The organism is Herbaspirillum autotrophicum, from assembly GCF_001189915.1.
GTDB classification, from domain to species: Bacteria; Pseudomonadota; Gammaproteobacteria; order Burkholderiales; family Burkholderiaceae_D; genus Herbaspirillum; species Herbaspirillum autotrophicum.
Map to the genome: position 1 here is coordinate 1 of NZ_LFLS01000020.1, position 26,823 is coordinate 26,823.

The following is a 26,823-nucleotide window of genomic DNA, read 5'->3' on the forward strand; positions in this document are numbered from 1 at the left end:
ACGGGTCTTGCAACAAGAACACATTATTTACCCGCGCGCCGTGCGCTGGTTTATCGAAGGCCGGCTCGGCCTGGATGGCGGACGTGTCCGCATCGATTCTGGCGTTGAGCAGGCTTGAACATTTTATGAAGGATGCAGTATGAGATTGCCACCCGCAATCATTCCCCAGACGGAAGAAGTCTTGCGCGAGATTTTGCGTTTTACCGGCCCGGCCGATGTGACGTTGTCGCGTTATTTCAAGGACCATCCGCGTCTCGGCGGCCGCGAACGCGGCGTTATTGCCGAAGCAGTGTACGGCTTGCTGCGCAACCGCACCGTTTATACCAACTTCGCCGAATCCGGCGCCGGTTCCCAGATGCGCCGCATGGCGCTGCTGGGCTTGATGGATGCGGTTGGCATTGAACCAATCGCCGGCCTGACCGATGAAGAAACCGAATGGCTCACGCGTACTTCGCAGATTGACCGCACCCAGTTACCGCTGGTGATGCGCACCAATCTGCCGCCATGGCTGTTCGACAAGCTGGTCGAACGCTACGGCGAAGAACAGACGCTGGCGCTGGCCGATGCCATGAATCAGCAGGCGCCGCTCGATTTGCGCGTCAATGCGCTGACGGCGGATCGCGATGCGGTAATTGCCGAACTGGCGCAGGCGCCGATTCTGTGCGAGCCAACGCCTTATGCGCCGCTGGGTTTGCGGGTGATCAAGAAACCGGCCTTGCAGAATTTGCCGCTGTTCAAGAGCGGCGCCATTGAAGTGCAGGATGAAGGCAGTCAATTGCTGGCGCAGGTAGTGGGTGCCAAGCGCGGCGAAATGGTGGTCGATTTCTGTGCCGGCGCTGGTGGCAAGACGCTGGCGCTGGGCGCAGGTATGCGCAATACCGGTCGCCTCTACGCATTTGACGTATCGGAAAAACGACTGGCCAAACTCAAGCCGCGCCTGGCGCGCAGCGGTTTGTCCAATGTCCATCCGGTATTGATCGCGCATGAGAACGACGCCAAGGTCAAACGTCTGGCAGGCAAGATTGACCGGGTATTGGTCGATGCGCCGTGCAGCGGTCTCGGCACTTTGCGCCGCAATCCGGATACCAAGTGGCGTCAGACTCCTGAAGGCGTGGTTGAAATGCATGCCAAGCAGGTCGCCATTCTGGGCAGCGCGTCGCGACTGGTCAAAGCGGGTGGTCGTCTGGTTTACGGTACCTGCAGTTTCCTCAACGAAGAAAATGAAGATGTCATTGCCGAATTTCTGGCGGCATTCCCTGATTTTTCGCTGGTGCCGATGAAAGATGTTCTGGCCGAGCAAAAGATTGCGCTGGAAATGGGTGACTATCTCAAGCTGATGCCGCATGTGCATCAGACCGACGGCTTTTTTGCTGCGGTCATGGAGCGCAAGAAATAATGCCGCGACGACATGCCGGGAACGATGCAATTGCTAAAATGATGATTTTCATCATTCCTGACAGCGCATGATTTCTGGCTTGTTTTCCGATATCTACAGTTTCCTGTTCGGCGCACTGGCGCCGGCAGATGTGCTGCGCCAGCTCGCTGTCATTGTGCTGTGCATGGGGCTGGGCTGGGGCATGTCTCGTGGCCTGCGCAAGATGTTCACACTGTCGGATGACAGTTCGGATGTGTTGCGGCTCGGTGTCAAAAGCTTTGTGCGGGTGCTGTCGCCGCTGCTGATTCTGATCCTGCTGGCATTGAGCAGGATGCTGCTGGTTAAGATGCATCATCCGGTCACGCTGTGGCAGGTAATGATGCCGCTGATGATCGCGCAGGTCGCGATGCGCTTCGTGTTTTATGTGCTGCGCAGTATCTTCGTGCATGAGACTACCGCCGGCGCGTTTCTGCAATTGTTCGAAAAGGTATTCGCAATCCTGGTCTGGATTTGCGTCGGCCTGTACATCACCGGCTTGTGGCCGGACCTGATTTCCTATCTCGACGGCACCATCATTCCGCTGGGCCGCAACAAAGCTTCCCTGTTGACCATCATGCAAGCCTGCGCCTCGGTGCTGGTAACGCTGGTGATTGCGCTGTGGGCCGGCGCCATGCTGGAAGACCGCATGATGAAGCTCAACACCATGCACTCATCGCTGCGCACGGTGGTGGCACGCATGGCACGGGCGATTCTGATTTTGATCGCAATTCTTGTCAGTCTGTCACTGGTCGGTATCGACCTGACTGTGCTGTCGGTGTTTGGCGGTGCGCTCGGCGTCGGGCTCGGCTTGGGTTTGCAAAAGATTGCCAGCAGTTACGTCTCGGGTTTCGTGATTCTGCTGGAGCGCAGCATGGCCATTGGCGATATGGTCAATGTCGACCGCTATTTCGGTAAGGTGACGCAAATCAATACGCGTTACACCATTCTCGAAGGGTTGGACGGCATCGAGTCGGTATTGCCCAATGAAATGTTCATGTCCAGTCCGGTGCAGAACTATTCGCTGACCAACAAGATTATTCGTCTGTCAACACAAGTCACAATTCTCTACCAGGACGACATCGAAAGCGTCTTGTCATTGCTGGAACAGGCCACACGTAGTGTTAACCGGGTTGCCGATCAGATATTGCCGCAAGCCTTGCTGCTCAAGATCGGGGTTGACGGGCTGGAACTGGAAATTGGCTTCTGGATTACCGATCCTGAAAACGGCCGGCTCAATGTGTTGTCAGATGTCAATCGGGCCATCTGGCGGGTATTCAAGACCCATGGAATCAAAGTTGCGCATCCCAAGCGTGACATCCGCGTCATGGATCCGCGCAGTTTTGATCAAAGTGTTGCAGGCTCGGTACCGGATGCGCCCAAACTGACATAATCAGCGTACAATGCCGGGAAATACAAGAATATAGATGCTTTTTGTTGGCAATATGGGTTGCCGTGACGTATCTCTTTTGGAGTGGTAATGACCGTAGACACAATTCTGGACTTTCTTTCGAACGGGCTGCTGCATGCAACCGGTTGGCAGATTTTCTTTTACACGCTGGCCGTGACGCATATCACGATTGCCGGTGTCACCATTTATCTGCATCGTTGCCAGGCGCACCGTGCGTTGGAATTGCACGCTATCCCAAGCCATTTCTTCCGTCTCTGGTTGTGGATGACGACCGGTATGGTCACCAAGGAGTGGGCTGCGATTCACCGCAAGCATCACGCCAAATGCGAAACCGAAGAAGATCCGCACAGCCCGCAGACCCGCGGTATCAAGAAGGTATTGCTGGAAGGTGCCGAACTGTATCGTGCCGAGTCGAAGAATGCCGAGACCATGGAAAAATATGGTCACGGCACACCTGACGACTGGGTCGAGCGCAATGTTTACAGCCGCTTCGGCTGGCAGGGCGTGGGCCTGATGCTGATCATCAACGTCATGTTGTTCGGCGTGGTCGGTCTGACCGTGTGGGCGGTACAGATGTTGTGGATCCCGATTACTGCGGCCGGCATCATCAACGGTATCGGCCACTACTGGGGCTACCGCAACTATGATTGCAACGATGCTGCGACCAATGTTTTCCCATGGGGCATCATCATCGGCGGCGAAGAGCTGCACAATAACCATCACACTTTCGGCACCTCGGCCAAGCTGTCGTCCAAATGGTATGAATTCGATATCGGCTGGATGTATATCCGCATTCTGGAAATGATGGGTCTGGCCAAGGTCAAGAAGATTGCGCCGGCACCGAAGTTCGACCGCCAGAAGCTGGTTGCCGATTTCGACACGCTGCAATCGGTGATCGCCAACCGTTACGATGTGACTGCCAAGTATGCTGCGTCGCTCAAGCGCGCATGGCATGACGAGCTGGAACATCTGGCGGAAAAGGCCAAACTGGAATCGCGTTTCCTGAAGTCGTCGAAGAAATTGCTGCAACGTGAGCCGGCCAAGCTGGAAGACGGACAGAAACAACAGTTGTCGGAGTTGTTCCTGCACAGCAAGCCGCTGCAAACGATGCATGAAATGCGCATTGAACTCGGTGCGATCTGGGAGCGTTCCCATTCGACCCGCGAACAGTTGCTGCATCAGTTGCAAGACTGGTGTGCACGTGCTGAAGCGTCCGGTATCCAGGCGCTGAGGGATTTTGCACTGCGTCTGCGCAGCTACGCCTGATCGTAATACATGACCGCAAACCTCATGGGGTTTGCGGTCGTTGTCGATGCAATGTCGGCAATCGCAAGTCTTGCTCTTCCCGATCTCAATAATTCAGAATCAACGTGGTTTGCCATGTTGCCGTAAGTGGTGATGCCGGTATTCGTGCTGCATGCGTCATCAGCGCTTCCGGTTTCCTTGCGGCCAGCCGGGGAGGGTAATTATCTGTTTGCGTGTGCCGCTGCGGGGTTATCGTTTGCGCTCAACAGCGCATCATGTGGCGGGTCGCATGGTGGTGAAACAAGGGGTGGCGGGCGTCTTGCCGGAAGTGGGCAGGGAGGGCATGCGACGCAGTGCTGCGGGCATGCGCAGCGGTCAGGGTTTTGCATTGTGCGATTGCAGGCGGCCTGGCAGGGACGAAAAAAAGCCCCGGGGGAAATTTCGCCGGGGCTTTTCTTGCGAGTACAGGATCAATTACTTGATCTTGGTCTCTTTGTATTCAACGTGCTTGCGTGCCTTGGGATCAAACTTCATGATCGCCAGTTTCTCAGGCGTAGTACGCTTGTTCTTTGTAGTCGTGTAGAAATGACCTGTACCTGCAGTCGATTCCAACTTGATTTTGTCGCGGCCGGATTTAGCCATGATAGATTTCCTTTAATTCTGCTGGTTAGACTTTTTCGCCACGAGCACGCATGTCGACCAAAACGGCATCAATACCGATTTTGTCGATAACGCGCAGACCGGCGTTGGACAAGCGCAGGGAAACCCAGCGATTTTCAGACTCAACGAAAATGCGGCGATTTTGCAGGTTAGGCAAAAAGCGGCGTTTTGTCTTGTTGTTTGCATGGGAAACGTTGTTGCCGACCATCGGCCCCTTCCCGGTGACTTGGCAAACACGTGCCATATGAACTCCTTGAAAATTCCAGAAATTGGAAAAAAAGTGAGTATATATAAAAAACTTCTATTTTTCAATGACTTGCGAAAAACAATTGTGTCTCGATTTGTTTTTGTTGTTCACAATTGTTTGTGCGCCGGGTTTACAGCTCGCCATGCTCTGCAAAGGAGTAAGAGCTCGGGCCGGCAACGATGATGTGATCGAGTATCCGCACGTCAACGAGCTGCAGCGCCTGCCTGAGTCCCTGAGTCAGCAACTTGTCGGCGGCGCTCGGCGATGGCTCGCCGGAGGGGTGATTATGCGCCAGGATGACCGAGGCCGCATTGTTGGTGAGCGCTGCCTTGACCACTTCGCGCGGATAAACGCTGGTGTGTGTCAGCGTGCCGCGAAACAGTTGCTCGGAGCAGATCATGCGGTTCCTGACGTCGAGAAACAGCACCACGAATGCTTCGTACGCTTTGCCATGGAACAGCACCTGCAGATAATGGCGCACCGCCAGCGGTGAATTCAGTATATTGCCTTGTTGCAAAGTTTCTGCCAGTGCGCGCCGTGATAATTCCAGCGTGGCTTGCAGTTGTGCGTATTTGGCGCTGCCGAGTCCGTGGATGGCCGACAGTTCTTCGAGCGGCGCCGCACACAGCGCATTGAGCGAGCCGAAACGGTCCACCATGTCCTGCGCCAGATCAACAGCGCTTTTGCCGGGCACCCCCACGCGCAGGAAAATCGCCAGCAATTCAGTATCCGAAAGGGACTGCGGTCCCAGCTTGATCAGGCGTTCGCGCGGACGTTGTTCGGCCGGCCAGTCGGTGATTGCCATTGAAATCCTCCAGAGTTTATCGTGTGATTTTTACGCGCCGTGACAACGTGGCTTACAATAGCGGGCTATCACGCTTACTTCCTATAGTCCATGTCCAACGTCTCAGTACCGGTTGTTACCGAAACCGCCTATCTCACGCTGCATTACCGCGTGGCGGCCCTCAATGGCGACAACATCGTCAGCACCTTCGATGAAAAGCCGGCCACGCTCCAGTTCGGGCAAGGGCAACTGGCGCCGTTTCTGGAAGCCTGCCTGCTCGGTTTGCCGGAAGGCACGCATCAGACCTTCGAACTGCCTCCCGAGAAAGCGTTTGGACCGCGCAACCCGGATTTGATTCAGCGCGTTTCCCGTACGACGCTCGAAGAAAACTCCTCATTCGACGAGCAATATCGCGTCGGCGATCTGGTCGATTTTGCGGCACCGGGCGGCGGACGCTTTGCCGGCGTGCTGCGCGAAATGGATGAGCAGAGCGCATTGTTTGATTTCAATCATCCGTTGGCCGGCCAATCAATTAAATTTGAAGTAAAAATCATTGGAATTCTGTAGTTGGCGTTGAAGTATTGCGAGCGCAATCAAGGATGTAATCATGGACAGTCAAGAAGCTGAAGTATTGCTGGCGCAGCCGCGCGGTTTTTGTGCCGGCGTCGATCGCGCCATTGAAATCGTGGAACGTGCGCTGACACAGTTTGGCGCGCCGATTTACGTGCGCCATGAAATCGTGCACAACGCCTACGTGGTGGCCGACCTGCGCAACAAGGGGGCCATTTTCATCGAAGAACTGGCCGATGTCCCGGCCGGCAACACCGTGATCTTTTCTGCGCACGGCGTTTCCAAGGCGGTCCAGGCCGAGGCGGCAGAGCGCGGGCTGACGGTGTTCGACGCGACCTGTCCGCTGGTGACCAAAGTGCATATCGAAGTGGCCAAGATGCGGCGCGAAGGTCGCGAAATCATCATGATCGGGCATGAGGGGCATCCCGAAGTCGAGGGCACCATGGGCCAGACCGAGCAGGGCATGTATCTGGTCGAAACGGTGGCCGACGTGCAGCGGCTGGCAGTCAGCAATCCGGACATGCTGGCCTACGTGTCGCAGACCACATTGTCGGTGGACGATACCGCTGACATCATTGCCGCGCTCAAGGAAAAATTTCCGAGCATTACCGAGCCGAAAAAAGGTGACATCTGTTACGCCACCACCAACCGTCAGGAGGCGGTCAAATTCATGGCGCCTCAGGTTGATGTGGTGATTGTGGTGGGCAGCCCCAACAGCTCCAACTCCAATCGTCTGCGTGAAGTTGCCGAGAAAAAGGGGGTGCCGGCCTATATGGTCGACAACGCCGCGCAGATCAATCCTGACTGGTTTGCCGGTAAAGTCCGGATCGGCGTGACGGCCGGTGCTTCGGCGCCGGAAGTGCTGGTGCAGGCAGTGATCGATCGTTTGAAAGAATGCGGCGCACGCAGTGTGCGGGTACTGGACGGCATTGAAGAACATGTCACCTTCCCCATGCCCAAGGGATTGGGCGGCGCACGCGCCGGCAGCAATCAGGCCTGAGTTGCCGCTGCCACCCTGCGGGTGCGGCCGGCACCCCACATGAAAAAGACCGCCGGATATTCTCGGTGGTCTTTTTTTATGCCGGCAACAGCCGGCGTTCATCAATCAGCGCCGGCGTTGCTCAGGCTGCGTTCCTGGCCTTGACCTGATCGCGCAATGCTTTGACGCGATCATGGTTGGCGATTACGCCCTGATACTGGCGCTCGACAATCAGGCGCACATCATTTGGCAGGTCTTGCGCCAGCGCCTTGCGATAGGCTTGCACGGCAGCGTCTTCGCCGCGTTCGCATTCATTCAGAATACTTTCGTCATCCTTGCCGGTCAGTGCCGATTTCAGGTTGACCCATTGGCGATGCAAGGTCCCGGTGACGGAACTGTGGGTTGCCGGCTCGCCGCCGAGTGCACGCACCAGATCCTGCAATTCCTGAACGGTGCGGGCACAGTCACGCGAACGGTCGAGGAACATGCTGGCGTAGTAAGCCTTGCGCTCGCTGGCATCTTCGGCGCAGGTACGGAAACCTTCTTCGCCATCGCGTGAAATCTGGATCAGGTCGTTCAGTGTGGAAATCAGATGATCGTTGTTCATGACATTCCTTTCAGTGAGAGTGAATCAAGATTGGTGCAGGTTCTGCGTGCGCCGGGTTACGAAAAATCAGTGCACGAAAAAATAAACCAGTACCAGTACGAAAGCCGGAACGCCGAGTAACCAGGCCAGAAAATATTTACCCATTACCGCTCCTTGAGTAGGCTGACCAGTCAAGGCCAGCGGGTCATGCCGTCACGGCAAATATGAAATGAGTGGATGGCGTTGCATCACATGTGAAGCGAAACGTCGTCCAGTGATTGTCATCGTAATGGCGGCGCCGGCCGCAAGCCATCAGACGGTGCCCCAAGATTCTGTAGGAATTGCGGATCGATTTTGTTTTCTGGGCCCTCGCTGATGCGCAAATCTAGTGCTGGCAAGGGATCTCATCTTGTCCTACAAGACAATCGGCGGGCGTCCTATAGGGTTACCCGGCACCCGTTGTTACTATTTTCCCCATGGCATCAGTACATCACCACTCACTGTTGACGGAGGCTTCATGAACAAGGATCAGATTGCCGGCACCTGCAAGATCGTGATCGGGAAATTCGAAGAAAAATTGGCCACATTGCGTGGCGACCGGGCAGGCCAACATCATGCCAGACAAAAGCAGACCGAGGGCGATATCCAGCGCACCATCGGGGAAGCACGGCAAATCATTAATCGCTCACTCAAGCGCAACGTGTCGGCTTGATGAAGTCTGAAGGGAGCAGAAAAGATGAAGTCAAATAAAAGTTTATTGCTGGCAGTCGGTATTGCAAGTGCTGCCGTATGTGTGGTCCTCAACATTTTTGCGAGTCGGGCCGAGCGGCAGGAAAAGAAATTGCAGCGCAAGGCGCTGCACCGGTGGGAAGGCGAAGGCGGCACTGTTCTGACGCCGCAAATGCCCGCCGCAGAGGATCATCCGAACACCTGAATCGAGAGCATTGGCTTCAGATCAATGTCGTGGGAAACAGAGTCAAGAGGGAGGCGGACATGGAAAAATTCGTGCTGGTCTGGCTGCTCGGAGTGCCGTTGCTGATGCTGGTCGTTCTCCAATATTTTGTGTGATGGACGAATCGGCGAAATGATCAAGTCAAGTTAGAGAAAGCGAGAAAAAGATGCAAACGCAAAAATTCCAGACTGTAAGAAATGATGTCCAGGTATTGCTGGAAGAAGCGCAAAACCTGTTTGTACAGGCCGCTTCCGCTACCGGCAAGAAGGCCGATGAATTGCGCGCCAAGGGCGATGAGATTCTCGACCAGGCCTTTGCCAAGGCGCAGGGCATCCAGTCATACGTGATCCAGACCGGCAAGGAAATTGCCACCACCACCGATGATTACGTGCAATCGAATCCATGGCGGGCGATTGCCATCTCTGCCGGCGTCGGCTTGCTGGTGGGACTGTGCGTGTCGCGTTGCGGTGATCGCTGATCCTGCCCGCTGATGCTTCTGTATCGCCAACGAATTGAATAAGGACATGATGATGAACAAGACATCGAGCCAGGAAAAGCCCGTCAATGCGGGTGACGCCAAGCCAGAGAAACAAGCTTTTCATATCGACAAGGACGGCATCCGTGCCGCTGCGAAAAAACTCGGCGATGGTGCCGTGACATCGGGCTACAAGGGCAATCGCCAGGAAATCATCGACATGCTCAATGATGCGCTGGCAACCGAACTGGTCTGTGTGCTGCGCTACAAGCGCCACTATTACACCGCTACCGGTTTGGAGAATCAGTCGATCAAGGCCGAATTCCTCGAGCATGCGCTGGAAGAACAAACGCATGCCGACCAGATTGCCGAACGCATCGTGCAACTCAACGGCGAGCCGGATTTCAATCCGGGACAACTGGAGAGCCGCAGCCACGCCGAATATGACGACTCATCGGATATCAAGGCCATGATCCGGGCCAATCTGGTAGCGGAGCGGATTGCCATCGAAACCTATCGCCAGATGATTGCCTATATCGGCGATAACGACCCTACCACGCGGCAGATGCTGGTTGGCATCATGGCCGCAGAAGAAGAGCATGCAGACGATATGCATGATCTGCTTGAGTGACCTGTTTTTTAACCCCGTTTTTCCGTACCGGGACGCCGGTGCAGCACTACCCCTTCAATTTTTTCAGGAGAATATAAATGAATAAGATCATCGCCACTCTGGTTTTCAGCGCCGCCACTCTGGGTATGCATTCTGCTGCAATGGCGGCTGACCCTGTCAAAGCCCAATACAAGGCGGCAGTAGCAAGTGCCGACGCCGACTATAAAGAAGCCAAGGCCAAATGTGATCCGCTCAAGGGCAATGAAAAGGATGTCTGTATGAAGGAAGCCAAGGGTGCGCAAAAGACCGCCATCGCTAATGCCAAGGCCGCTCGCAAGACTACCGATGCCAACAAGGATGCACGTGCCGAAAAGAACGATGCCGATTACAAGGTAGCCAAGGAAAAATGCGACGCACTGAGCGGTGCCGAAAACACCAAGTGTGAAACTGCGGCCAAGGCCAAGTACGGCAAGTAATCAGCATCAGGCAAGCAGTATAAGCAATCAGTGCCGTGGGGAGTTTTCTCCATAAAAAAATCGATGTATCAATAGCGTAGTTAATTTATCCCTTAGGAGATTTTCATGACTTTATCCAATATGAGTTTGACCAAACGTTTCGCCGGCTTCTTCCTGGCCCTGTTCATGGTGGCGCTGGTTGGCTGCGCCTCGACTTCCGGCAAGGAAGGTACTGGCGAATATGTGGATGATTCGGTCATCACTACCAAGGTGAAAGCAGCCATTTTCAACGAGCCGAACCTGAAGTCGACTGAAATCAATGTCGAAACTTATAAGGGCACAGTCCAGCTGAGCGGTTTTGTCAGCTCGGCAACTGCCTCGACACGCGCCACTGAACTGGCACGCGGCGTCAACGGCGTGAAGGCAGTCAAGAACGATTTGCGTCTGAAGTAATTGATGCTGTCGAGGCAAAAATAGTCTGAGGATGCAGGTACGGGCCGGCCGGCTACCCCGGCTGGTCCGTCGAATCATATGTTGTTGCAGTATCATCAGCGGGGCAACCGGAATAGAGTATAGTTGCTCAGGGTTGATTGTTGCGTTTTTCGCTATAGGGCGGGACGAACGTCAATCGAATCGGAAACCGGCATTCGCGGTCGTCAAGGCGGTCACCGATATCATTCAAAAGGGCCCTTTCTGAATTTCCTGATAAATAACGTAATACATGCACGCGGCGGTGTTGACGCCGCCAGTAAAAAACTATGACAAAAATACTTGTAGTCGACGATCACGCAGTAGTACGCGCAGGCGTACATCATTTCATCGCCGGGATTCCGAATATGGAAATCGGTGGCGAAGCGAGTACCGCGGAAGAAGCGATAAAGCTGGTGCGTGCCCAGGACTGGGATATCGTCCTGCTCGATATCGCCATGCCCGACAAGAGCGGCGTTGAAGTATTGAAGCAGATCAAGCGGGAAAAGCCGGCGTTGCCGGTGCTGATGCTGAGCATGCACCCGGAAAGCCGCTACGCGGTACAGGTGTTGCGCAGCGGTGCCAGCGGCTATGTCCAGAAGGAAGCCCTGGCGACCGAATTGGTAAGCGCGATCAATACGATCCTGCGCGGCCACAAGTACATCAGTTACGGCGTGGCGGAGTTGCTCACCAGCGATCCGGTCGACTCCGAAAAGCCATTGCATGAAACCCTGTCGCAGCGGGAGTACGAAATATTTTACAAGTTGGGGCAGGGACAAGGCGTGACGCAGATCGCCGATGAACTGTGCCTGAGCGTAAAAACGGTCAGTACTTACCGTTCCCGGGTATTGCAGAAAATGAATATGGCCAACAATGCAGATATCATTTATTACGCGATCAAGAATAATCTGATCGATTGAGCTGAAGAAAGGCAATGCGAGGCATGGCAACGAGCTTGCGTCGGACAGCGTTGCAGCACCGCATCTTCCGATCCAAGGCAGCAGGCAACCTGGTATGAAACAAATATCGACAAGAAATGAGGGTCGCAGCACCGCACCATTGAGAATTTTTCTGGTTGAAGATTCCGCCGACGTCCGCGATCTGATCGTGGAAGGTCTGGGAGAAATCCCCGGGGTTGAACTGGCAGGATATTCGGAAACGGAAGAGGATGCGGTTGATCATCTGGCACATGAAAAGTATGACGTGCTGATTCTGGATATTCAGTTGCGTCAGGGGAACGGCATGCATTTGTTGCAGACCTTGTCGCGTTCAGGTTTGCGCCGCCAGGAAGAGTTGAAGATTGTTTTCAGTAATCATGTCAGTTCGGCTTATCGCCGCGTGGGACAGCAATACGGTGTGCAGTTCTTTTTTGACAAATCATCCGAATTTGCCAAATTGCGAACGTTGATTGAACGGCTGAGCGGCTCCGGACGCGATGGTTTTGCTGCTGCCTGACAAGATTTTCCCTCTATAATATTCGCCGCAGCCGGGGGCTGGCGCGGCAGATCGGCGGCATCCATGCATGATTTCACGCCCGGGGTGTTCGATGTTGCTCATATCAAATTCCTCCACCCCAGGCCAGGCACCGATCCACGCTGCTGCGGCTTGCTCCGCGATTCCCACATGAAATCTTGACAGGTCCTAATGCACAGACGGATAGCCAACCTCAGACGAGACATCAGCGAACCGGGCGAAACCGCCGCGTTTGAACAATACGCCGATGCGCAGGCTAATCTCGCCAGTATCATTGCCGTGGCAATGGGCCTGGGCATGATGGTGGCGTTGCTGGGTCTGGTCGTGCTGATCAGTTGCTATGCCGGCGGCCAGTATCAGGCCATGCTGCATGATTTGATCAGCGTGCAGGGAGCTACCGCCATCGGCTTCATGCTGGCCGGGACTGCGCTTTATCTGCAATGCATGCATGCTGATCACGAGCGCTCGCGGCGAATGTTGACGGTACGGGTGATGGCGCTGTTGTTGCTGCTGCTGGCGCTGGCATTCCTTGCCAACAGCCTGGCCGGCCTGGTGCCGTGGGTGCCGGCGCTGAATCCGGCCTCGCAGTGGCATGGGCACATCAGTGAAGCGATTCACCCGTTGGCGGCGATTGGGCATCTGTTCGTCGCCCTGATATTGCTGTTGCAAGACTACCGTATTCGCGGCAGTCATTATCCTGCGGAATACCTGGCTTTCCTGCTGATCGGTTTGAATGCGATTCCGTTGGTTGGCTACCTGTACGGTGTCAATACGCTGACCTTTCTCGGTTATCCCGAAAGCATGCCGATGTTGTCGGCACTGACCTTTTTGTTGCTGGGCGCGGCCTTGCTGATGGCCCGGCCTTCGCACCGGCTGATGGCGATCATTATCGGCAATGCGCCGGGCGGCAATATGTTGCGTCGGCTGCTGCCCTCCATGTTGCTGCTGATTCTGGCGCTGAACCTGTTGGTCGGCTGGGGCGCGCAACAGGGATATTACGCACAGGATCTGGTATTGCCGCTCCTGACGCTGGTCAATGGCTCGCTGCTGGTCTTCATCTTCTGGCGCTCGGCCGGCAACATTGACCGTGAATATGGCGCCCGCGTGCAAAGCGCCGCCAAACTGGCCGAAACCAACTCCTTGCTGAGCGCAGTCAGCGACAGTACCAGCGAACCGATGTTCGTCAAAAACCGGCAGGGCTTGCTGGTGTTCGCCAATCCGGCCATGTTGCAGCAGGTCGGGAAAACCTGGGAAGAAGCGCTGTATCGTTCCAGCCGTGAATTGTTCGCGCATCAGGATGAGGCCGACCGCATCGATCTGGATGACCGCCGCGTGATGGCGTCCGGCTTGCCGGAGACGCTGGAGCAAACCTTGCATTTGCCGCATGGCGTGTTTACCTATCAATCCACGACCGTGCCCTGGTTCGACAAGGCCGGCAATGTGCTGGGCGTGATCGGCATCAGCACTGATATTACGGAGCGCAAACGTGCCGAAGACTCGCTGCGCGAACGCGAGGCGCAACTCGAACGTACGGTGGTCGAACGCACCGCGCTGCTGCGCGAATTGACGAATCATCTGGAAAATGTGCGGGAAGAAGAGAAGCGGGCGATTGCCCGTGAGCTGCACGACAATATGGGGGCTTCGCTGACCGCCCTGAGCATGCATCTGGAAAGCGTCTACAAGGTCTTGCCGCAAGATGACAAATGGCTGGACCGCAAAACCCGGATCCAGGGCTTGTTGAGTTCGCTGGTCGACACTACGCGCCGGATTCAAACCGAGTTGCGGCCCAACATGCTGGACCTGTTTGGCCTCAAGGCGGCCATCACCGAACAGCTGGATGAACTGGCCGAACGTACCGGTCTTGCATGCAAGGCCAGTCTGCCGGATGAAGACGTCAATGTCGGCCATGAAATGGAAATTGCCATTTACCGCATGCTGCAGGAAATGCTCAATAACGTGACCAAGCACGCCAAGGCCAGCAAGGTGGATGTGATCCTCGACATTGACGAAGATCGCGTCGCCCTGACGGTGCGTGACGATGGCATCGGTATTGCGCAGGAACGAAAGGACAACAACAAGACTTACGGCTTGCGCGGTCTGCGCGAGCGTGCCACCTTCTTTGGCGGCAATGTCGACATCCGCTCGACGCCCGGCAAGGGCGCGCTGATTACGGTCGAGCTGCCATTGTCGCCTGGCGCTGACGCCTGATCACCGCTTTTCCTACGTGTCAAAGGGGCGCCGTCCGATAGTTGCGGACCGGGGGGCGGGATAAGATGGCTTCAACGTATTCCGGCATGTCTCTCCGAGCAACGGAACGCGTCCAGCAAGACGGCCTCAGGGCAGTCGCTGGCCTTGTCAACTTTCAGGAGTCCTCATGAATAAAGATCAAGTCGAAGGCGCTATCAAACAAGCTGCTGGCAAAGTTCAGCAAAAAACCGGTGAACTGGTCGGCAGCACCAATCAACAGGTCAAAGGTGCCGCGAAGCAAGTAGAAGGCGGCGTCCAAAAGGCGGTCGGTGACACCAAGGAAGTGCTGAAAGGCAAGTAAGAACAAGGGGCTGCGGCCCCTTTTTCTTCCTCGTGTAGGAATCCTCTGACAACAAAATGGGAGAAGCACGGCTTCTCGCGGCCACCCGCTTCTGTAATGATCAAGCCATTGTCAGGGATGTAATAAATTAACGAACAAGCAGTTCCCGGATCGTTGTTTAAAACGGTAGCGAGGGAGGAACGATGAAAAAAACATGGATGGCAATATCTATTGCCTTGGCGCTGATGGCCACATCGTCTTCAGCATCGGCATTGACGCGCTATGGGGCGCACGAATACGCGGCCAGTCTGCGGATCGGGAACACCCATGGCGTACACCGGGCGAAAGCCCGGCCAGTGCCGGCGTCAAAGAATTTTCTTTATCTGGATATGGTCCAGAAGCGCAAAAACACTGCGATTCGCAGTGCGGTCATTGTGTATGAACATGCGTTGAGAAAGAAAAAAATGTGCGACATCAATGATCCCAGCGCAGATGAACAAAGTTGTCTGCGTTCGCCGATGTTGTAATGCCGCTCTGAGGGCATGGCGATGTGACGCGATCGTCGCAATCCGGTGACTTGTTGCAGAAGCTCAACTTATTGAATGGAGTACATCATGAAAACCCTGAAACGAATTGCGCTGACGGTCGTAACCGTCACCACCCTGATTTCCCTGAGTGCGTGCGGCAACATGTCGCAACGTGACAAGAGCACTGCGGTCGGCGCCGGTGTCGGCGGCGTAGCCGGTGCAGTGCTGACTGGCGGTAGCGGTATCGGTACTGTCGGTGGCGCCGCAGTCGGCGGTGTGATCGGTAATCAGGTCGGTAAATAACCGGATGTAGCGGCCGGCATCACATGACCGGCGCCAAGTGAAAGGGGACCATGTCTGACATGCTCCCCTTTGTTTTGTCCGTGGCTCCTTGTGGCCGCTGTAGCCGGGGCCTGGTGTTCGCCCGGGCGAACCACGGTACAAATAATGGCGGTGGATTCTTTGCAATGACAGCGCCCGGTATGGCTGTCACCGGTTTGCTTGGGGTGGCGCCGGCGTGACAGCCAGGAACCGCCGGTGGCTTACTGTGCCGCCTGACGGATGCGGTGGGCGCGCGCCAGATCGCTTTCCATGCGGGCTTTGGCTTCTTTTTTGCAAGATTTGGGGGCTTCTTTCCGGAGCGCTCTGCATTCCGCCAGCGCTTCAGCGTAGGCTGCGCCGGCTTCGGTTTTCAGATTGCGGAAATGCGCGTCGGGGGTATCGGCAGGTTCATACCAGCGGGCCGGATCGCGTACCGAGACATCTTCTTTGGCAGGGTTCCTGGCCTGAGCAATGCCGCTGAGGCAGCTTGCCGTGAGCAACAATAATACAAAACGACTTACCTTCATCGTATCCCCTATTGATCATTTACCGGATGGCAGTAGCGGTACCCTTGGTACCTGGTGAACATCGCTGCAGCGGATGAGTGTCATCCGCTGCAGCGATGTGATCATACTATTACTACCCATCATAGCGGTTTATTGTGGGCGATACGCAGGATTTTTACCGGCGTGATGATCCGGTATTCAATGCCTGTTTGTCATCATATCCTGCCAAGCAGCAGCAAGATCAGCAGGATCACCACGATGGTGCCGGCGATACCGCTGGGTGCATAACCCCAGCCGCGGCTGTGAGGCCAAGCTGGCAGTGCACCGATCAATATCAGGATCAGAATAATCAAGAGCAGGGTGCCGAGTGTCATGTTGTTCTCCTTGTCAGACAGCAAACTTCAAAAGGGACCGTGTGACCGTTTGGAAAAAACACGGTCGCACAGCGGGGAAGTGCGAGGCCAGGCACATTAAAAGCGCAGCTTGAGATAGGCAGAGGGACCTTTCAGACGGATATCGAGGTTGGCATCAGTGTTCTCGCTGGCGCGATTGAGCTTGATGCGCGTGATGCCATAGTCGGCGCCGACACCGATGTTTTCGAGCGGATACCATTCCATGCCGACCGCCGCGTTATAGATATGGCCGGTAATGTTGCCCCAGTTCTTTTTGACACCGGATGCCTCGGCATACATGCGCAGGTTTTTGCTGAAGGCATGTTTCCAGCCGAGTTCCAGCAGCGGTGCAAACGTCTTTTCCGTGTAGCCTTCGCTCAGGGTCCCGCTGGCACCGTTGAGACTGGCGCTGGCATTGGCATCCAGATGCGCGCGGTAATAGCCGGCACCGACCCCGATACCGAACACGTCATTGCCATTGCCGATCCACCACTTATAAGCCAGCTTGGCCAGATCGACTTCGATATTGGCTTCAGCATTGCCGCTGAGACTGGAGTTGTTGCCGACCGGGATGGTGCGGTCGAATGATCCGGAATAAGTTTTGCGATAAGTGAAGTAGTCAAAGGACAGGCCCTGACTATCCCACAACAGCAGTTCGGCGCGCACACGCGGCAAGGTGGTGCGGTTTCTGTCGATGTCGCCGGAATTGACCGCGCCGTAGCGGGTATTGCCGCTCAGATTGAAGGTCGGGTCAACGTAATAGCCGCCCACCGAGAAATTGAGCCGGTCCAGCGCCGGCGAGGGATCCGCCAGCGCCGACGCGGAACTGAAACCGAGCGTGGTGACGGCAGCCAGGTGGGAAATCTTTCCCAGATGACGAAGTGAGTGGCGTAACGAGTGGCGCAATGTATGACGCAGTGGGCCAAGGGTATGCATGAATCCTCCGGAAAATGCGGGGCCGGACAGGGCCTGTCAGTAATGGGAAAGGGAATATAAAACCTGCAAAATACGAAAGCAGTACCTGATGTTAACGAGTGTGCATCTGACAGAGGATCGGCGATGCACTGAATTGCCTGTAGGAAAAGTCGAAATCGGCAGTAAGAGATGGTGACCGTCAAAATGCTGGTGCGAATCTTGCATGAACTGTTGGCAACAAGCAGATCCCAACAGCATCCACTGGAATTTTTCATGGGCAATTTACGCATCGTGGTCGTCAATACCGTCATCAGCGCCGAGGACGAGAATGATGCTGCGTTGCTGTTGCAGGCAGAACGCGGCAGTGCATTGCGGATCGGATTGCTGGAGGCCGGCTATAACATCGTGGCCTCGCTGCCGGCAGACCTGTATTTGCCGGAGCGGATCGCGCAGTTGCAGCCGGACATGATCATCATCGATGCCGATTCGGATGCCCGCGATGTGCTCGAACATATCGTCATCGCCACGCGCGATGAGCGCCGACCCATCGTGCTGTTCACTCAGGACAACAAGACGTCCAGCATGGAAGCGGCAATGGCCGCCGGCGTTTCCGCCTACATCGTGGCCGGACTTCAGAGCGAACGCGTCAAGCCGGTGCTGGAAGTGGCAATGGCGCGCTTCAGGCAAGAGCAGAAATTGCTGGACGAGTTATCCGACACCCGCAACAAACTGGCAGAACGCAAAGTGGTCGAGCGTGCCAAGGGACTATTGATGAGTCGTCACCGGATGTCGGAAGAGCAGGCCTATCAAAAATTGCGCAGCATGGCGATGAACAAGAATCTGAAGCTGTCCGAGATCGCACAACGCTTGCTGGACGTGGAAGACTTGCTGGGCTGAGGGCCGGCCCGGCGGGACGTCATGTCAGGCACCACCCCTTCCAAATTGGTGCGAGGCACAAATGCAGTGCAATTTTTTCGGCCCTGAAGTGTCTTTGCGGGCCTGGCCGAGGACGTGATGGTTCCTGACGGCGCTCCTCCCTCACTGGCTGGAAGGCGCAATCAGCGTTGTTTGTTCCAGACTGGCATGCTCTTTGCTGATGTAGCGGTATAGCGCAAGGTTTGCGCATGACGGTTCAGCCAATGGCGGTTGAATTGCACAAGACAAAGGCGTCTTTCGACACGAAGCAATTCGCGTCGAAGGACGCCTTTTTTATTTGTCGGGTGAACAGGGAGCAGCGATGGAAAGCAAACAGCAGCCGCATGACGTTAGCGCAATCAAGGTAGCAGAGGTGGATGTCAAACGTCGTCAGATTATTCATAGCGCAGGGATTGCGGCAGGAGCGGGCATGTTGGGACTATCAAGCGCAGGGGCGTGGGCGGCCGGTTCGGACAAGCCGGAGAAAGAAGAAGTGCGGATCGGCTTCATTCCGCTGACCGATTGCGCTTCGGTGGTCATGGCTTCAGTGCTCGGCTTCGATAAGAAATACGGCATCAAGATCGTGCTCAGCAAGGAAGCCTCGTGGGCCGGCGTGCGCGACAAGCTGGCCAATGGCGAGCTGGATGCGGCGCATGTGCTGTATGGCCTGATCTACGGCGTACAGATGGGCATCGGCGGCCAGAAGAAAGACATGGCAGTGCTGATGAACCTGAACAATAACGGTCAGGCCATCACGCTGTCGAAAAAGCTGGCCGACAAGGGCGCAGTCGACGGGCCGTCGCTGGCCAGGCTGATGCATGCCGACAAGCGCGAATACACGTTTGCGCAAACCTTCCCGACCGGTACCCATGCGATGTGGTTGTATTACTGGCTGGCTGCCAACGGCATCAATCCGATGAAGGATGCCAAGGTCATTACGGTACCGCCGCCGCAGATGGTGGCGAACATGCGGGTCGGCAATATGGATGGATTTTGCGTCGGTGAACCGTGGGGCCATCGCGCCATTGTCGATGGCGTGGGGATCACGGCCATCACCACTCAGGATATCTGGCGCGATCATCCGGAAAAGGTGCTCGGCACCACGGCCGACTTCGTCAAGAAAAATCCGAATACCTGCCGCGCCATGATGGCGGCGATTCTCGATGCCGGTAAATGGATCGATGCCTCGCTGGCCAACAAGAACAAGATGGCGGAAGTGATTGCGGACAAATCGTATGTCAATACCAGCAAGGACGTCATCGATCAACGCATTCTCGGACGCTATCAGAATGGTCTGGGCAAGACCTGGGACGACCCGAACTACATGAAGTTCTACAACGAAGGCGCGGTCAATTTTCCGTACCTCTCGGATGGCATGTGGTTCATGACGCAGCATCGTCGCTGGGGTTTGCTCAAGGACGATCCGGATTATCTGGCGGTGGCCAAGGCTGTCAATCAGGTCGACCTCTACAAGGAGGCGGCGGCCATGACCAAAACGCCGGTACCAAAAGACTTGTTGCGCACCTCGAAGCTGCTCGACGGCACCGTATGGGATGGCAAGAATCCGAAGGCATATGCCGCATCGTTCAAGGTCCGGGCTTAAGCACAAGTTGCGCCGCGCGATCACGGCGGCGCATGTTCGAACGCATCAATGAGAGAGGGAGTCGTCATGAGCGCAGTCATGCAAACAATCATCAGTGAACCGCCGGCGCCGGCGACAGGTCCGGGCGCCGGCGCGCTGGCCGGCGCTGATGTCGTGAAACCGGCAGTCGCCGTGCGCAGCAAACCGCGCACCGCAAAATCACGCTGGCCTGGTCTGGTCATGCGGGTGGTGCCGCCATTGGCGGGACTGGCATTTCTGGTGCTGATCTGGCAAATCATTGCGGTCAAGAATGGCAGCTTTCCGACGCCGCTGGTGACCTTGCAGGAAGCGATCAAATTGTTTTCCGATCCGTTCTATCGCACCGGTCCGAACGATCAGGGCATAGGCTGGAATGTGCTGGCATCGCTGCAGCGGGTCGCGATTGGTTTCGGACTGGCAGCAGTGGTGGGCATTCCGCTGGGTTTCATGATCGGCCGCATCCCGTTTCTGGCAGGCATGTTCGGACCGATCATCAGCCTGCTCAAACCGGTGTCACCGCTGGCATGGTTGCCCATCGGGCTGCTGGTTTTCAAGTCGGCCAATCCGGCGGCGATCTGGTCGATCTTCATTTGCTCGATCTGGCCGATGGTGATCAACACTGCGGTGGGCGTTCAGCGCGTGCCGCAGGATTACATGAACGTGGCGCGGGTGCTCAATTTGTCGGAATGGAAAATTCTGACCAAGATTCTGTTTCCCTCGGTCTTGCCCTACATGCTGACGGGCGTGCGGCTGGCCATCGGTACTGCGTGGCTGGTTATCGTCGCCGCTGAAATGCTGACCGGCGGTGTCGGTATCGGCTTCTGGGTGTGGGACGAGTGGAACAATCTGAATGTGCCGCACATCATCATCGCTATTGTGGTGATCGGGGTGGTCGGTCTGATTCTGGAGCAGTTGCTGGTAGCGTTGGCAAAGGCGTTCACTTACGAACAAGTCAGCAATTGAATTACTGAAAATCGGGAAGGATATTCCATGGAAGGCCTCAACAGCAAATTCATCGACATTCATGATGTCGAGATGGTATTCCATACCAAGAAGGGTTCATTTCACGCGCTGCGCGAGATCAATCTGAGCGTCAAAAAAGGCGAGTTCGTTACCTTGATCGGCCACTCCGGCTGCGGTAAATCTACGTTGCTCAATCTGATTGCCGGCTTGCTCAAGCCGAGCGATGGCGTGTTGTTGTGCGCCAATCGCGAAATCGCCGGACCGTCGCCGGAGCGTTCCGTGGTATTTCAGAATCACTCACTGCTGCCCTGGCTCAGTTGTTTCGAAAATATTCATCTTGGCGTGGAGCGCGTTTTCGGCGCTACCGAGAATCGCACGCAACTGCGTGATCGCACTCGTGCAGCCCTGGCGCTGGTCGGATTGAGCAGTGCCGAGAGCAAGCGTCCGAATGAAATTTCCGGCGGCATGAAACAGCGTGTCGGCATTGCCCGCGCGTTGGCGATGGAACCCAAGGTACTGTTGATGGATGAACCGTTTGGCGCACTCGATGCACTGACCCGCGCGCATTTGCAGGATGAGCTGCTCAAGATCGTGGCCAAGACGGAATCGACGGTAGTGATGGTGACGCATGACGTCGATGAGGCGGTGCTGCTGTCGAATCACATCGTCATGATGACCAACGGCCCGGCTGCGACCATTGGTGAAATTCTGGAGGTCGATCTGGCCAGTCCGCGGGAACGGGTGGCGTTGGCAAACAATCCTGCCTACACGGAATATCGTTCGGCCGTGCTGGAATTCCTGTACCGGAAGCAGGCACATCCGGCCCGGGAAGCTGCCTGAATACGCGGTTGAAATCAGTCATGCGCGTGCTGCCTGGGTTGCTGTTCAGCGCCGGCATATTGTTCTGCGATGGCGACAAAAAATCCGGCGCCGATGCCTAGCGCCTGGTCGTTGAAGTCGTAACACGCGTGATTCAATGGAAGCGTTTTTTTGCGCGGCGGATCGACCCCGAGCAGCACATACGCACCGGGTCGCTGTTGCAGCATGTGGGCGAAATCTTCTGCTGCCAGTGCCGGCGGGCAGGTGGCGACAACGGCATGACGGCCCGCAACACGGCGTGCGGCACTGGCGGCGAGACCGGCTTCGTGGCCGGTGTTGATGGTGGCTGGCGTCGGTCTGGAAAATACGATGTCGGCACAGGCGCCATGCGCGGTGGCGGTAAAGGTGGCGATTTCCGCCATGATTTCCTGTACCCGCATGCGCGTGGCCGGAGTCAGGTTGCGGATGCTGCCGCGAATCACGGCATGGCGCGGCACCACATGTTGCTGGTCGCCCGCCAGTAATTGCGTCACGGCAACGAGAGTGGCATCTTGCGGGTCAATGCGGCGACTGGCAATCGTCTGCAGCGCAACCACGATGTAGCTTGCGCACAGCAGACTGTCGATGCCTTGATGTGGCTGGGAAATATGGGCCCCACTGCCGTGTACATTGATTTCGAAATAGTCCAGCGCAGCGGTGGCGATGCCGCTGGCAATGCCGAATTTTCCCAATGCCAGTCCGGGCCAGTTGTGCATGCCGTAAATGGCATCGCAGGGAAAGCGCTCCAGCAAATTGTCGGCCAGCATGGCAGCCGCGCCTTCACCCGACTCTTGTGCCGGCTGGAAGATGAAATGCAGTGTGCCGCGAAAATGCCGGTGACGTGCCAGTTGGGTCGCAGCGCCGAGCAGCATGGCCGCATGACCATCGTGCCCGCAGGCATGCATGCAGATGGAGTGGCGTGAACGATGCGGCAGCCGGCCTTGCTCCTGTTGTGGTGTGGCGTCGATGGCGACGCGCAGCCCGATTGATGGCCCGTCGCCGTTGCGCAGTGTGGCGACGACACCGGTGTGCGCTATCCCGGTAGTCACGTCCAGTTCCAGCTTGCGCAAGACATCGGCAATCAGCAGGGCGGTGCGGTGTTCCTGAAATGCCAGCTCCGGATGCATGTGCAGCGTTTGTCGCCAATGCTGCATAGGTAATGCGATATCGTCATCCAGCTTCAGCAGTTTGGCGCCCATTCTTGGTTCCTTTGCAGTATCTGCGTGTGGTGTTGGCAGGTGCGGTAACGCTGCTTTACCTGTAAATTATGTCGATTTGCAGATATCGATCTGATTTGCACAACGCAGAATTGCGTCAATGTAAAAGTTGCAAAAAAGCAATTTTAACTTGGCTGTGCTCAGGGAACCAGACATGAAAAAATTAAATGAACAGCGCTTCGCCTATTTTTATGAAGCGGTGCAATGCGGCAGCGTGCGTGCAGCGGCCGACAAGATGGATATCGCGCCATCGGCAGTGAGCCGGCAGATCAGCCTGCTCGAACAGGAAATCGCGATACCGGTCATGGAGCGGCACCGGCGCGGCGTGGTGCCGACCGAAGCGGGACAATTGCTGATCGATTATTACCGCGAACAAGGTGCGCATCAGGCCGATCTGTTATCGAAATTGCAGGCCTTGCGCGGTCTCACGCGGGGGCATGTCAGCATCGTGATCGGCGAGGGTTTCGTCAGTGATTTCATGAGCGGCACGATGCGTTATTTTTGTGAACGTCATCCGCAGATTTCGATCTCGCTTGATCTCGCCGGCACCAATGATGTATTGCGTCTGGTGGCGGAAGATGTGGCTGAAATCGGCCTGGTGTACAACCCGCCGACTGATCCCCGGATCGTCACGCGGGCCTTGCAGCGGCAGCCGATGCAACTGGTGGTCAGTCCCGATTCACCGCTCAGGAACAGCAAGACATGCAGCCTGCGCGAGTTGAGCGAGTATCCGCTGGGCCTGATGCATTCGTCCTACGGCACCCGGCAATTGCTGGCGCTGGCCGAGTTCGCAGCCAAGATCAAACTCAATCCCTTGCTGACCACCAACTCGATCAATGTGCTGAAGCATTTCGTCAAATCCGGACTCGGCGTGACCTTGCTGCCGCGCTTCGCGGTATCGACCGAACTGGCGGCCGGGGAGCTGATTGCGATTCCCATCGAAGATGATGTGCTGGCGCTGGCGGAAGTGCATCTGGTGACGCGCGTGGGACGCAAGCTGTCGGTGGCGGCCAATCGTTTCGTGTCTTACTCCAGTTCACTGATGCAGGCATTTCAGGTCACCAGCTGACGATAATCCCGATTCTGTGTTCTGTTAAATAGAACAATATTTTGTTTTGCTTGTAATTGACCGTGTTTCGCTGTCGTCGCACACTGGCCGTTGAGTCGATTCCCGGATGGAATTGGCAATCGGGTTATTTTGCAGAGGAGCAGCACGGAATGAAAACGATTGGCGTAGCGGGTTTGGGAAATATGGGACGCGGCATGGCCCTGTCCTTGCAGCGTGGCGGCTTCACGGTAGCGGGATTTGACCCGTCGCCGGCCGCAGCCGACAACATGGCGCGTGAAAACGTGCAGATATTTGCCTCGGTGGCGGCGCTGGCTGCCGCCGTGGATGTATTGATCCTGTCTTTGCCGACGTCGGATGTGGTCGAAGCGGTGGTGTTCGGCACCGAGGGCATTCTGGCCGGGGCCCGGCCCGGATTGCTGGTGGTCGATACCAGTACCGCCGATCCGGCCAGCACCCGCAAGGTTGCTGCCGCACTGGCAGAAAAATCGATACGCTTCGTGGATGCCCCGGTCAGTGGCGGCCCCAAAGGCGCGGCGACCGGCACCATGACCATGGTCCTCGGCGGCAGCGCCGAGGATGTCGCGGCAGTGACGCCGGTGCTCGAAGCGATGAGCGCCAAGCGCGTCCATGTCGGCCCGGTCGGTGCCGGGCATGTCACCAAATTGCTGAATAACCTGATGTGCGGTGCGCATTTGATTGTCGCCGGCGAAGCTGCGCGTATTGCCGCCGAAGCGGGGCTTGATCCGCGGCAGATCTTTGAAGGCATCAATGCCGGTTCCGGTCGCAGCGGCATTACGCAAGCCAATTATCCGACCTGGATTTTCAACGATGCCTTCGATTCCGGTTTCACGATGAAGCTGATGCGCAAGGACTTGCGTCTGGCAATGGGACTGGTGTCCGAATTGGGTACTGCCGCACCGCTGGCCAGTGAGGTCGGGCGACTGTGGGCGGCCAGTGCGCCAGTGGTGGCCGATGATGCCGATTTCAATCGCATCGTGCAGTTCACCGGTAAGTAAATCAGGCAGTCATTGAAACTCGACAGCATCGACAGGGAGTAGTGAAAATGAAGTTGAATCAGGCAGAACAATTGTTGGCGGCCTTTGTACCGTTTTTCCCGCAAGCCACCGGCATCGGCTCATACGTTGGCGGTCGTTTGCTGCCAGGCGCGGGCGAATTGATCAGTTTGCAAAATCCGGCCAATGGCCAGGCGACCTTGCAATACGCCGACGCCGATGCGTCGGTGGTGCAGGCTGCGGTCGAGGCTGCGGCCACCGCCCAAGCCGCATGGTGGAAGCTGACGCATGCCGCGCGCGGACGCATCGTTTTTGCGGTGGGCAACAAGATCCGCGAGCATGCGGAAGCCTTGGCGCAACTGGAAGCACTGAGCGCCGGCAAGCCGATCCGCGATTGCCGTGGTGAAGTCGGCAAGGTCGCCGAAATGTTTGAATATTACGGCGGCTGGGCCGACAAGTTTTACGGCGACGTGATCCCGGTGCCGAGTACGCATCTGAACTACACGCGGCGGGAACCGGTGGGGACCGTCTTGCAGGTCACGCCGTGGAATGCGCCTTTGTTTACTTGCGGCTGGCAAGTGGCGCCGGCGATTGCGATGGGCAACGCGGTATTGCTCAAGCCATCCGAACTGACGCCGTTTACTTCACTGGCGCTGGCATCGCTGGCGGAACAGGCTGGCGTGCCGGTGGGCTTGATCAACGTGCTGGCCGGTTATGGTCATACCGTGGGCCAGGCGGCCATCGACAATAAGGCGATCAAGAAAGTGGTGTTCGTCGGTTCGCCGCAAACCGGCAAGAAAATTGCCGAAGCCGCAGCCAAACGCTTACTGCCTTGCGTACTGGAACTGGGTGGCAAGTCGGCCAACATCGTGTTTGAAGATGCCGATCTGAAACGCGCTTGCCTCGGTGCGCAGGCGGCAATTTTTTCTTCTGCCGGGCAAAGCTGTGTCGCCGGTTCGCGCTTGCTGGTGCAGCGTTCGGTGTACGACCGTTTCGTGGCGATGCTGGTCGATGGTGCGGCGCAGATCAAGGTCGGGCAGCCGCTCAATGATCAGACTGAAGTCGGGCCGATTTCCAACAGGAAACAGTATGACCATGTGATGAACATGATTGCCGACGGCGTCAAAGCCGGCGCGCGATTGGCAACCGGCGAGCAGCCGGCGGCGGAAGAAGGATTCTTCGTGCGTCCGACCGTGCTGGCCGATGTGAGCAATGACATGGGTGTGGCCCGTACCGAAATTTTCGGACCGGTGGTGGTGGCAATTCCATTCGATACCGAAGAAGAGGCGATCCGGATTGCCAATGACAGTGACTTCGGATTGGCCGGTGCGGTATGGACCAATGATATCGGCCGCGGTCATCGGGTTGCAGCCAGTATCAATGCCGGCACGTTCTGGATCAATGCCTACAAGACGATCAATGTGACGTCGCCGTTTGGTGGTTATAACCAAAGCGGATACGGCCGTTCCAGCGGCGTCGAGGCGTTGTATGAGTACACGCATACCAAGAGCGTCTGGGTAGAAACGGCACAGGCGCCGGTTGCCACATTCGGCTACGCCTGAGTCTGCCGGCAGGCAATCGCGGGACTGGCCGGGACGCGAAAATTCGGTGCCGGCCAGTTCTAAAATGATTGTGGTGAGGCCGATGTACGGG

32 protein-coding genes and 1 pseudogene are annotated in these 26,823 nt (G+C 56.4%); 25 read left to right on the forward strand and 8 right to left on the reverse strand.

Annotated elements, in window-relative coordinates:
• The 4 genes and pseudogenes from AKL27_RS28460 to AKL27_RS15900 all read left to right on the forward strand — a co-directional run.
• A pseudogene (locus AKL27_RS28460) lies at positions 1-118 on the forward strand (phosphoribosylglycinamide formyltransferase); the annotation flags it as partial.
• 21 nt (positions 119-139) lie between these two features.
• Positions 140-1,396 (forward strand): RsmB/NOP family class I SAM-dependent RNA methyltransferase, encoded by a 1,257-nt coding sequence (locus AKL27_RS15890; protein ID WP_050463837.1) that lies wholly within the window; start codon positions 140-142, stop codon positions 1,394-1,396.
• A gap of 67 nt (positions 1,397-1,463) precedes the next feature.
• On the forward strand, positions 1,464-2,804 hold the full coding sequence (locus AKL27_RS15895; protein ID WP_050463838.1) for a mechanosensitive ion channel family protein: 1,341 nt from the start codon (positions 1,464-1,466) through the stop codon (positions 2,802-2,804).
• An 87-nt stretch (positions 2,805-2,891) separates the two neighbouring features.
• A complete protein-coding gene (locus AKL27_RS15900) occupies positions 2,892-4,088 on the forward strand; it encodes a DesA family fatty acid desaturase (protein WP_050463839.1) in 1,197 nt (398 codons plus the stop codon).
• Between the two features lie 453 nt (positions 4,089-4,541).
• Here AKL27_RS15900 and rpmG read toward each other — a convergent pair whose 3' ends face one another.
• The 3 genes from rpmG to radC form a co-directional block, all read right to left on the reverse strand.
• On the reverse strand, positions 4,542-4,709 hold the full coding sequence (gene rpmG, locus AKL27_RS15905; protein WP_007877024.1) for a 50S ribosomal protein L33: 168 nt from the start codon (positions 4,707-4,709) through the stop codon (positions 4,542-4,544).
• Between the two features lie 25 nt (positions 4,710-4,734).
• The gene (gene rpmB, locus AKL27_RS15910; protein WP_011871857.1) at positions 4,735-4,971 is read right to left on the reverse strand and encodes a 50S ribosomal protein L28; all 237 of its coding nucleotides are present in this window, start codon (positions 4,969-4,971) and stop codon (positions 4,735-4,737) included.
• Between the two features lie 133 nt (positions 4,972-5,104).
• Positions 5,105-5,779 carry a RadC family protein gene (radC, locus tag AKL27_RS15915; RefSeq protein ID WP_050463840.1) on the reverse strand — a complete coding sequence of 225 codons (675 nt, stop codon included), beginning with the start codon at positions 5,777-5,779 and terminating at the stop codon, positions 5,105-5,107.
• Between the two features lie 90 nt (positions 5,780-5,869).
• Between radC and AKL27_RS15920 the strand changes: the two genes are divergently transcribed.
• Entirely contained in the window at positions 5,870-6,325 is a 456-nt protein-coding gene (locus tag AKL27_RS15920; RefSeq protein WP_050463841.1) for an FKBP-type peptidyl-prolyl cis-trans isomerase, read from the forward strand.
• A gap of 40 nt (positions 6,326-6,365) precedes the next feature.
• Positions 6,366-7,328, forward strand: a complete 963-nt coding sequence (gene ispH, locus AKL27_RS15925; RefSeq protein ID WP_050463842.1) for a 4-hydroxy-3-methylbut-2-enyl diphosphate reductase — start codon at positions 6,366-6,368, stop codon at positions 7,326-7,328.
• Positions 7,329-7,449: 121 nt separating this feature from the next.
• Here ispH and AKL27_RS15930 read toward each other — a convergent pair whose 3' ends face one another.
• The gene (locus AKL27_RS15930; RefSeq protein ID WP_050463843.1) at positions 7,450-7,914 is read right to left on the reverse strand and encodes a PA2169 family four-helix-bundle protein; all 465 of its coding nucleotides are present in this window, start codon (positions 7,912-7,914) and stop codon (positions 7,450-7,452) included.
• Positions 7,915-8,410: 496 nt separating this feature from the next.
• On the opposite strand from AKL27_RS15930, the gene AKL27_RS15935 reads away from it, so the two are divergent.
• The 12 genes from AKL27_RS15935 to AKL27_RS15990 all read left to right on the forward strand — a co-directional run bounded on the left by AKL27_RS15935 (position 8,411) and on the right by AKL27_RS15990 (position 15,683).
• The gene (locus tag AKL27_RS15935; RefSeq protein ID WP_050463844.1) at positions 8,411-8,605 is read left to right on the forward strand and encodes a CsbD family protein; all 195 of its coding nucleotides are present in this window, start codon (positions 8,411-8,413) and stop codon (positions 8,603-8,605) included.
• 24 nt (positions 8,606-8,629) lie between these two features.
• Positions 8,630-8,827 (forward strand): hypothetical protein, encoded by a 198-nt coding sequence (locus tag AKL27_RS15940; RefSeq protein ID WP_050463845.1) that lies wholly within the window; start codon positions 8,630-8,632, stop codon positions 8,825-8,827.
• Between the two features lie 184 nt (positions 8,828-9,011).
• Positions 9,012-9,323, forward strand: coding sequence for a DUF883 family protein (locus tag AKL27_RS15945; protein ID WP_050463846.1), 312 nt, complete (start codon positions 9,012-9,014; stop codon positions 9,321-9,323).
• 49 nt (positions 9,324-9,372) lie between these two features.
• Positions 9,373-9,951: a ferritin-like domain-containing protein gene (locus tag AKL27_RS15950; RefSeq protein WP_083439099.1), complete on the forward strand. Its 579-nt coding sequence runs from the start codon at positions 9,373-9,375 to the stop codon at positions 9,949-9,951.
• A 77-nt stretch (positions 9,952-10,028) separates the two neighbouring features.
• A complete protein-coding gene (locus AKL27_RS15955) occupies positions 10,029-10,406 on the forward strand; it encodes a hypothetical protein (RefSeq protein WP_050463847.1) in 378 nt (125 codons plus the stop codon).
• A 105-nt stretch (positions 10,407-10,511) separates the two neighbouring features.
• Positions 10,512-10,838, forward strand: coding sequence for a BON domain-containing protein (locus tag AKL27_RS15960; RefSeq protein WP_050463848.1), 327 nt, complete (start codon positions 10,512-10,514; stop codon positions 10,836-10,838).
• Between the two features lie 305 nt (positions 10,839-11,143).
• Positions 11,144-11,773: a response regulator gene (locus AKL27_RS15965; RefSeq protein WP_050463849.1), complete on the forward strand. Its 630-nt coding sequence runs from the start codon at positions 11,144-11,146 to the stop codon at positions 11,771-11,773.
• Between the two features lie 94 nt (positions 11,774-11,867).
• Complete coding sequence (locus AKL27_RS15970; protein WP_050463850.1) at positions 11,868-12,308, forward strand: response regulator; 441 nt, start codon at positions 11,868-11,870, stop codon at positions 12,306-12,308.
• 189 nt (positions 12,309-12,497) lie between these two features.
• The gene (locus AKL27_RS15975) at positions 12,498-14,534 is read left to right on the forward strand and encodes a PAS domain-containing sensor histidine kinase (RefSeq protein WP_050463851.1); all 2,037 of its coding nucleotides are present in this window, start codon (positions 12,498-12,500) and stop codon (positions 14,532-14,534) included.
• Positions 14,535-14,700: 166 nt separating this feature from the next.
• Positions 14,701-14,874, forward strand: a complete 174-nt coding sequence (locus AKL27_RS15980; RefSeq protein WP_050463852.1) for a CsbD family protein — start codon at positions 14,701-14,703, stop codon at positions 14,872-14,874.
• Positions 14,875-15,067: 193 nt separating this feature from the next.
• Positions 15,068-15,295, forward strand: coding sequence for a hypothetical protein (locus AKL27_RS15985; RefSeq protein ID WP_157056956.1), 228 nt, complete (start codon positions 15,068-15,070; stop codon positions 15,293-15,295).
• A gap of 172 nt (positions 15,296-15,467) precedes the next feature.
• Positions 15,468-15,683 (forward strand): glycine zipper 2TM domain-containing protein, encoded by a 216-nt coding sequence (locus tag AKL27_RS15990; protein ID WP_050463854.1) that lies wholly within the window; start codon positions 15,468-15,470, stop codon positions 15,681-15,683.
• A gap of 239 nt (positions 15,684-15,922) precedes the next feature.
• Here AKL27_RS15990 and AKL27_RS15995 read toward each other — a convergent pair whose 3' ends face one another.
• The 3 genes from AKL27_RS15995 to AKL27_RS16000 form a co-directional block, all read right to left on the reverse strand.
• Positions 15,923-16,228, reverse strand: a complete 306-nt coding sequence (locus AKL27_RS15995) for a hypothetical protein (RefSeq protein WP_050463855.1) — start codon at positions 16,226-16,228, stop codon at positions 15,923-15,925.
• A gap of 194 nt (positions 16,229-16,422) precedes the next feature.
• Complete coding sequence (locus AKL27_RS27220; protein WP_083439092.1) at positions 16,423-16,581, reverse strand: DUF3309 family protein; 159 nt, start codon at positions 16,579-16,581, stop codon at positions 16,423-16,425.
• Between the two features lie 96 nt (positions 16,582-16,677).
• Complete coding sequence (locus tag AKL27_RS16000) at positions 16,678-17,535, reverse strand: hypothetical protein (protein ID WP_050463856.1); 858 nt, start codon at positions 17,533-17,535, stop codon at positions 16,678-16,680.
• Positions 17,536-17,787: 252 nt separating this feature from the next.
• Between AKL27_RS16000 and AKL27_RS16005 the strand changes: the two genes are divergently transcribed.
• From AKL27_RS16005 to AKL27_RS16020, 4 genes are all read left to right on the forward strand, one after another.
• Positions 17,788-18,411 (forward strand): ANTAR domain-containing response regulator, encoded by a 624-nt coding sequence (locus AKL27_RS16005; protein ID WP_050463932.1) that lies wholly within the window; start codon positions 17,788-17,790, stop codon positions 18,409-18,411.
• A gap of 448 nt (positions 18,412-18,859) precedes the next feature.
• Positions 18,860-20,032 carry a CmpA/NrtA family ABC transporter substrate-binding protein gene (locus AKL27_RS16010; RefSeq protein ID WP_408609775.1) on the forward strand — a complete coding sequence of 391 codons (1,173 nt, stop codon included), beginning with the start codon at positions 18,860-18,862 and terminating at the stop codon, positions 20,030-20,032.
• Between the two features lie 66 nt (positions 20,033-20,098).
• Positions 20,099-21,013 (forward strand): nitrate ABC transporter permease, encoded by a 915-nt coding sequence (gene ntrB, locus AKL27_RS16015; protein WP_050463858.1) that lies wholly within the window; start codon positions 20,099-20,101, stop codon positions 21,011-21,013.
• A 27-nt stretch (positions 21,014-21,040) separates the two neighbouring features.
• Positions 21,041-21,853, forward strand: a complete 813-nt coding sequence (locus tag AKL27_RS16020; RefSeq protein WP_050463859.1) for an ABC transporter ATP-binding protein — start codon at positions 21,041-21,043, stop codon at positions 21,851-21,853.
• A 14-nt stretch (positions 21,854-21,867) separates the two neighbouring features.
• Here AKL27_RS16020 and AKL27_RS16025 read toward each other — a convergent pair whose 3' ends face one another.
• Positions 21,868-23,070 carry an amidohydrolase gene (locus AKL27_RS16025; RefSeq protein ID WP_232311006.1) on the reverse strand — a complete coding sequence of 401 codons (1,203 nt, stop codon included), beginning with the start codon at positions 23,068-23,070 and terminating at the stop codon, positions 21,868-21,870.
• Between the two features lie 172 nt (positions 23,071-23,242).
• On the opposite strand from AKL27_RS16025, the gene AKL27_RS16030 reads away from it, so the two are divergent.
• The 3 genes from AKL27_RS16030 (at position 23,243) to AKL27_RS16040 (ending at position 26,732) form a co-directional block, all read left to right on the forward strand.
• Entirely contained in the window at positions 23,243-24,157 is a 915-nt protein-coding gene (locus AKL27_RS16030) for a LysR family transcriptional regulator (protein WP_050463860.1), read from the forward strand.
• A 98-nt stretch (positions 24,158-24,255) separates the two neighbouring features.
• Complete coding sequence (locus AKL27_RS16035) at positions 24,256-25,173, forward strand: NAD(P)-dependent oxidoreductase (RefSeq protein WP_269749235.1); 918 nt, start codon at positions 24,256-24,258, stop codon at positions 25,171-25,173.
• A gap of 47 nt (positions 25,174-25,220) precedes the next feature.
• The gene (locus AKL27_RS16040; RefSeq protein ID WP_050463862.1) at positions 25,221-26,732 is read left to right on the forward strand and encodes an aldehyde dehydrogenase family protein; all 1,512 of its coding nucleotides are present in this window, start codon (positions 25,221-25,223) and stop codon (positions 26,730-26,732) included.
• Positions 26,733-26,823: the final 91 nt, after the last annotated feature.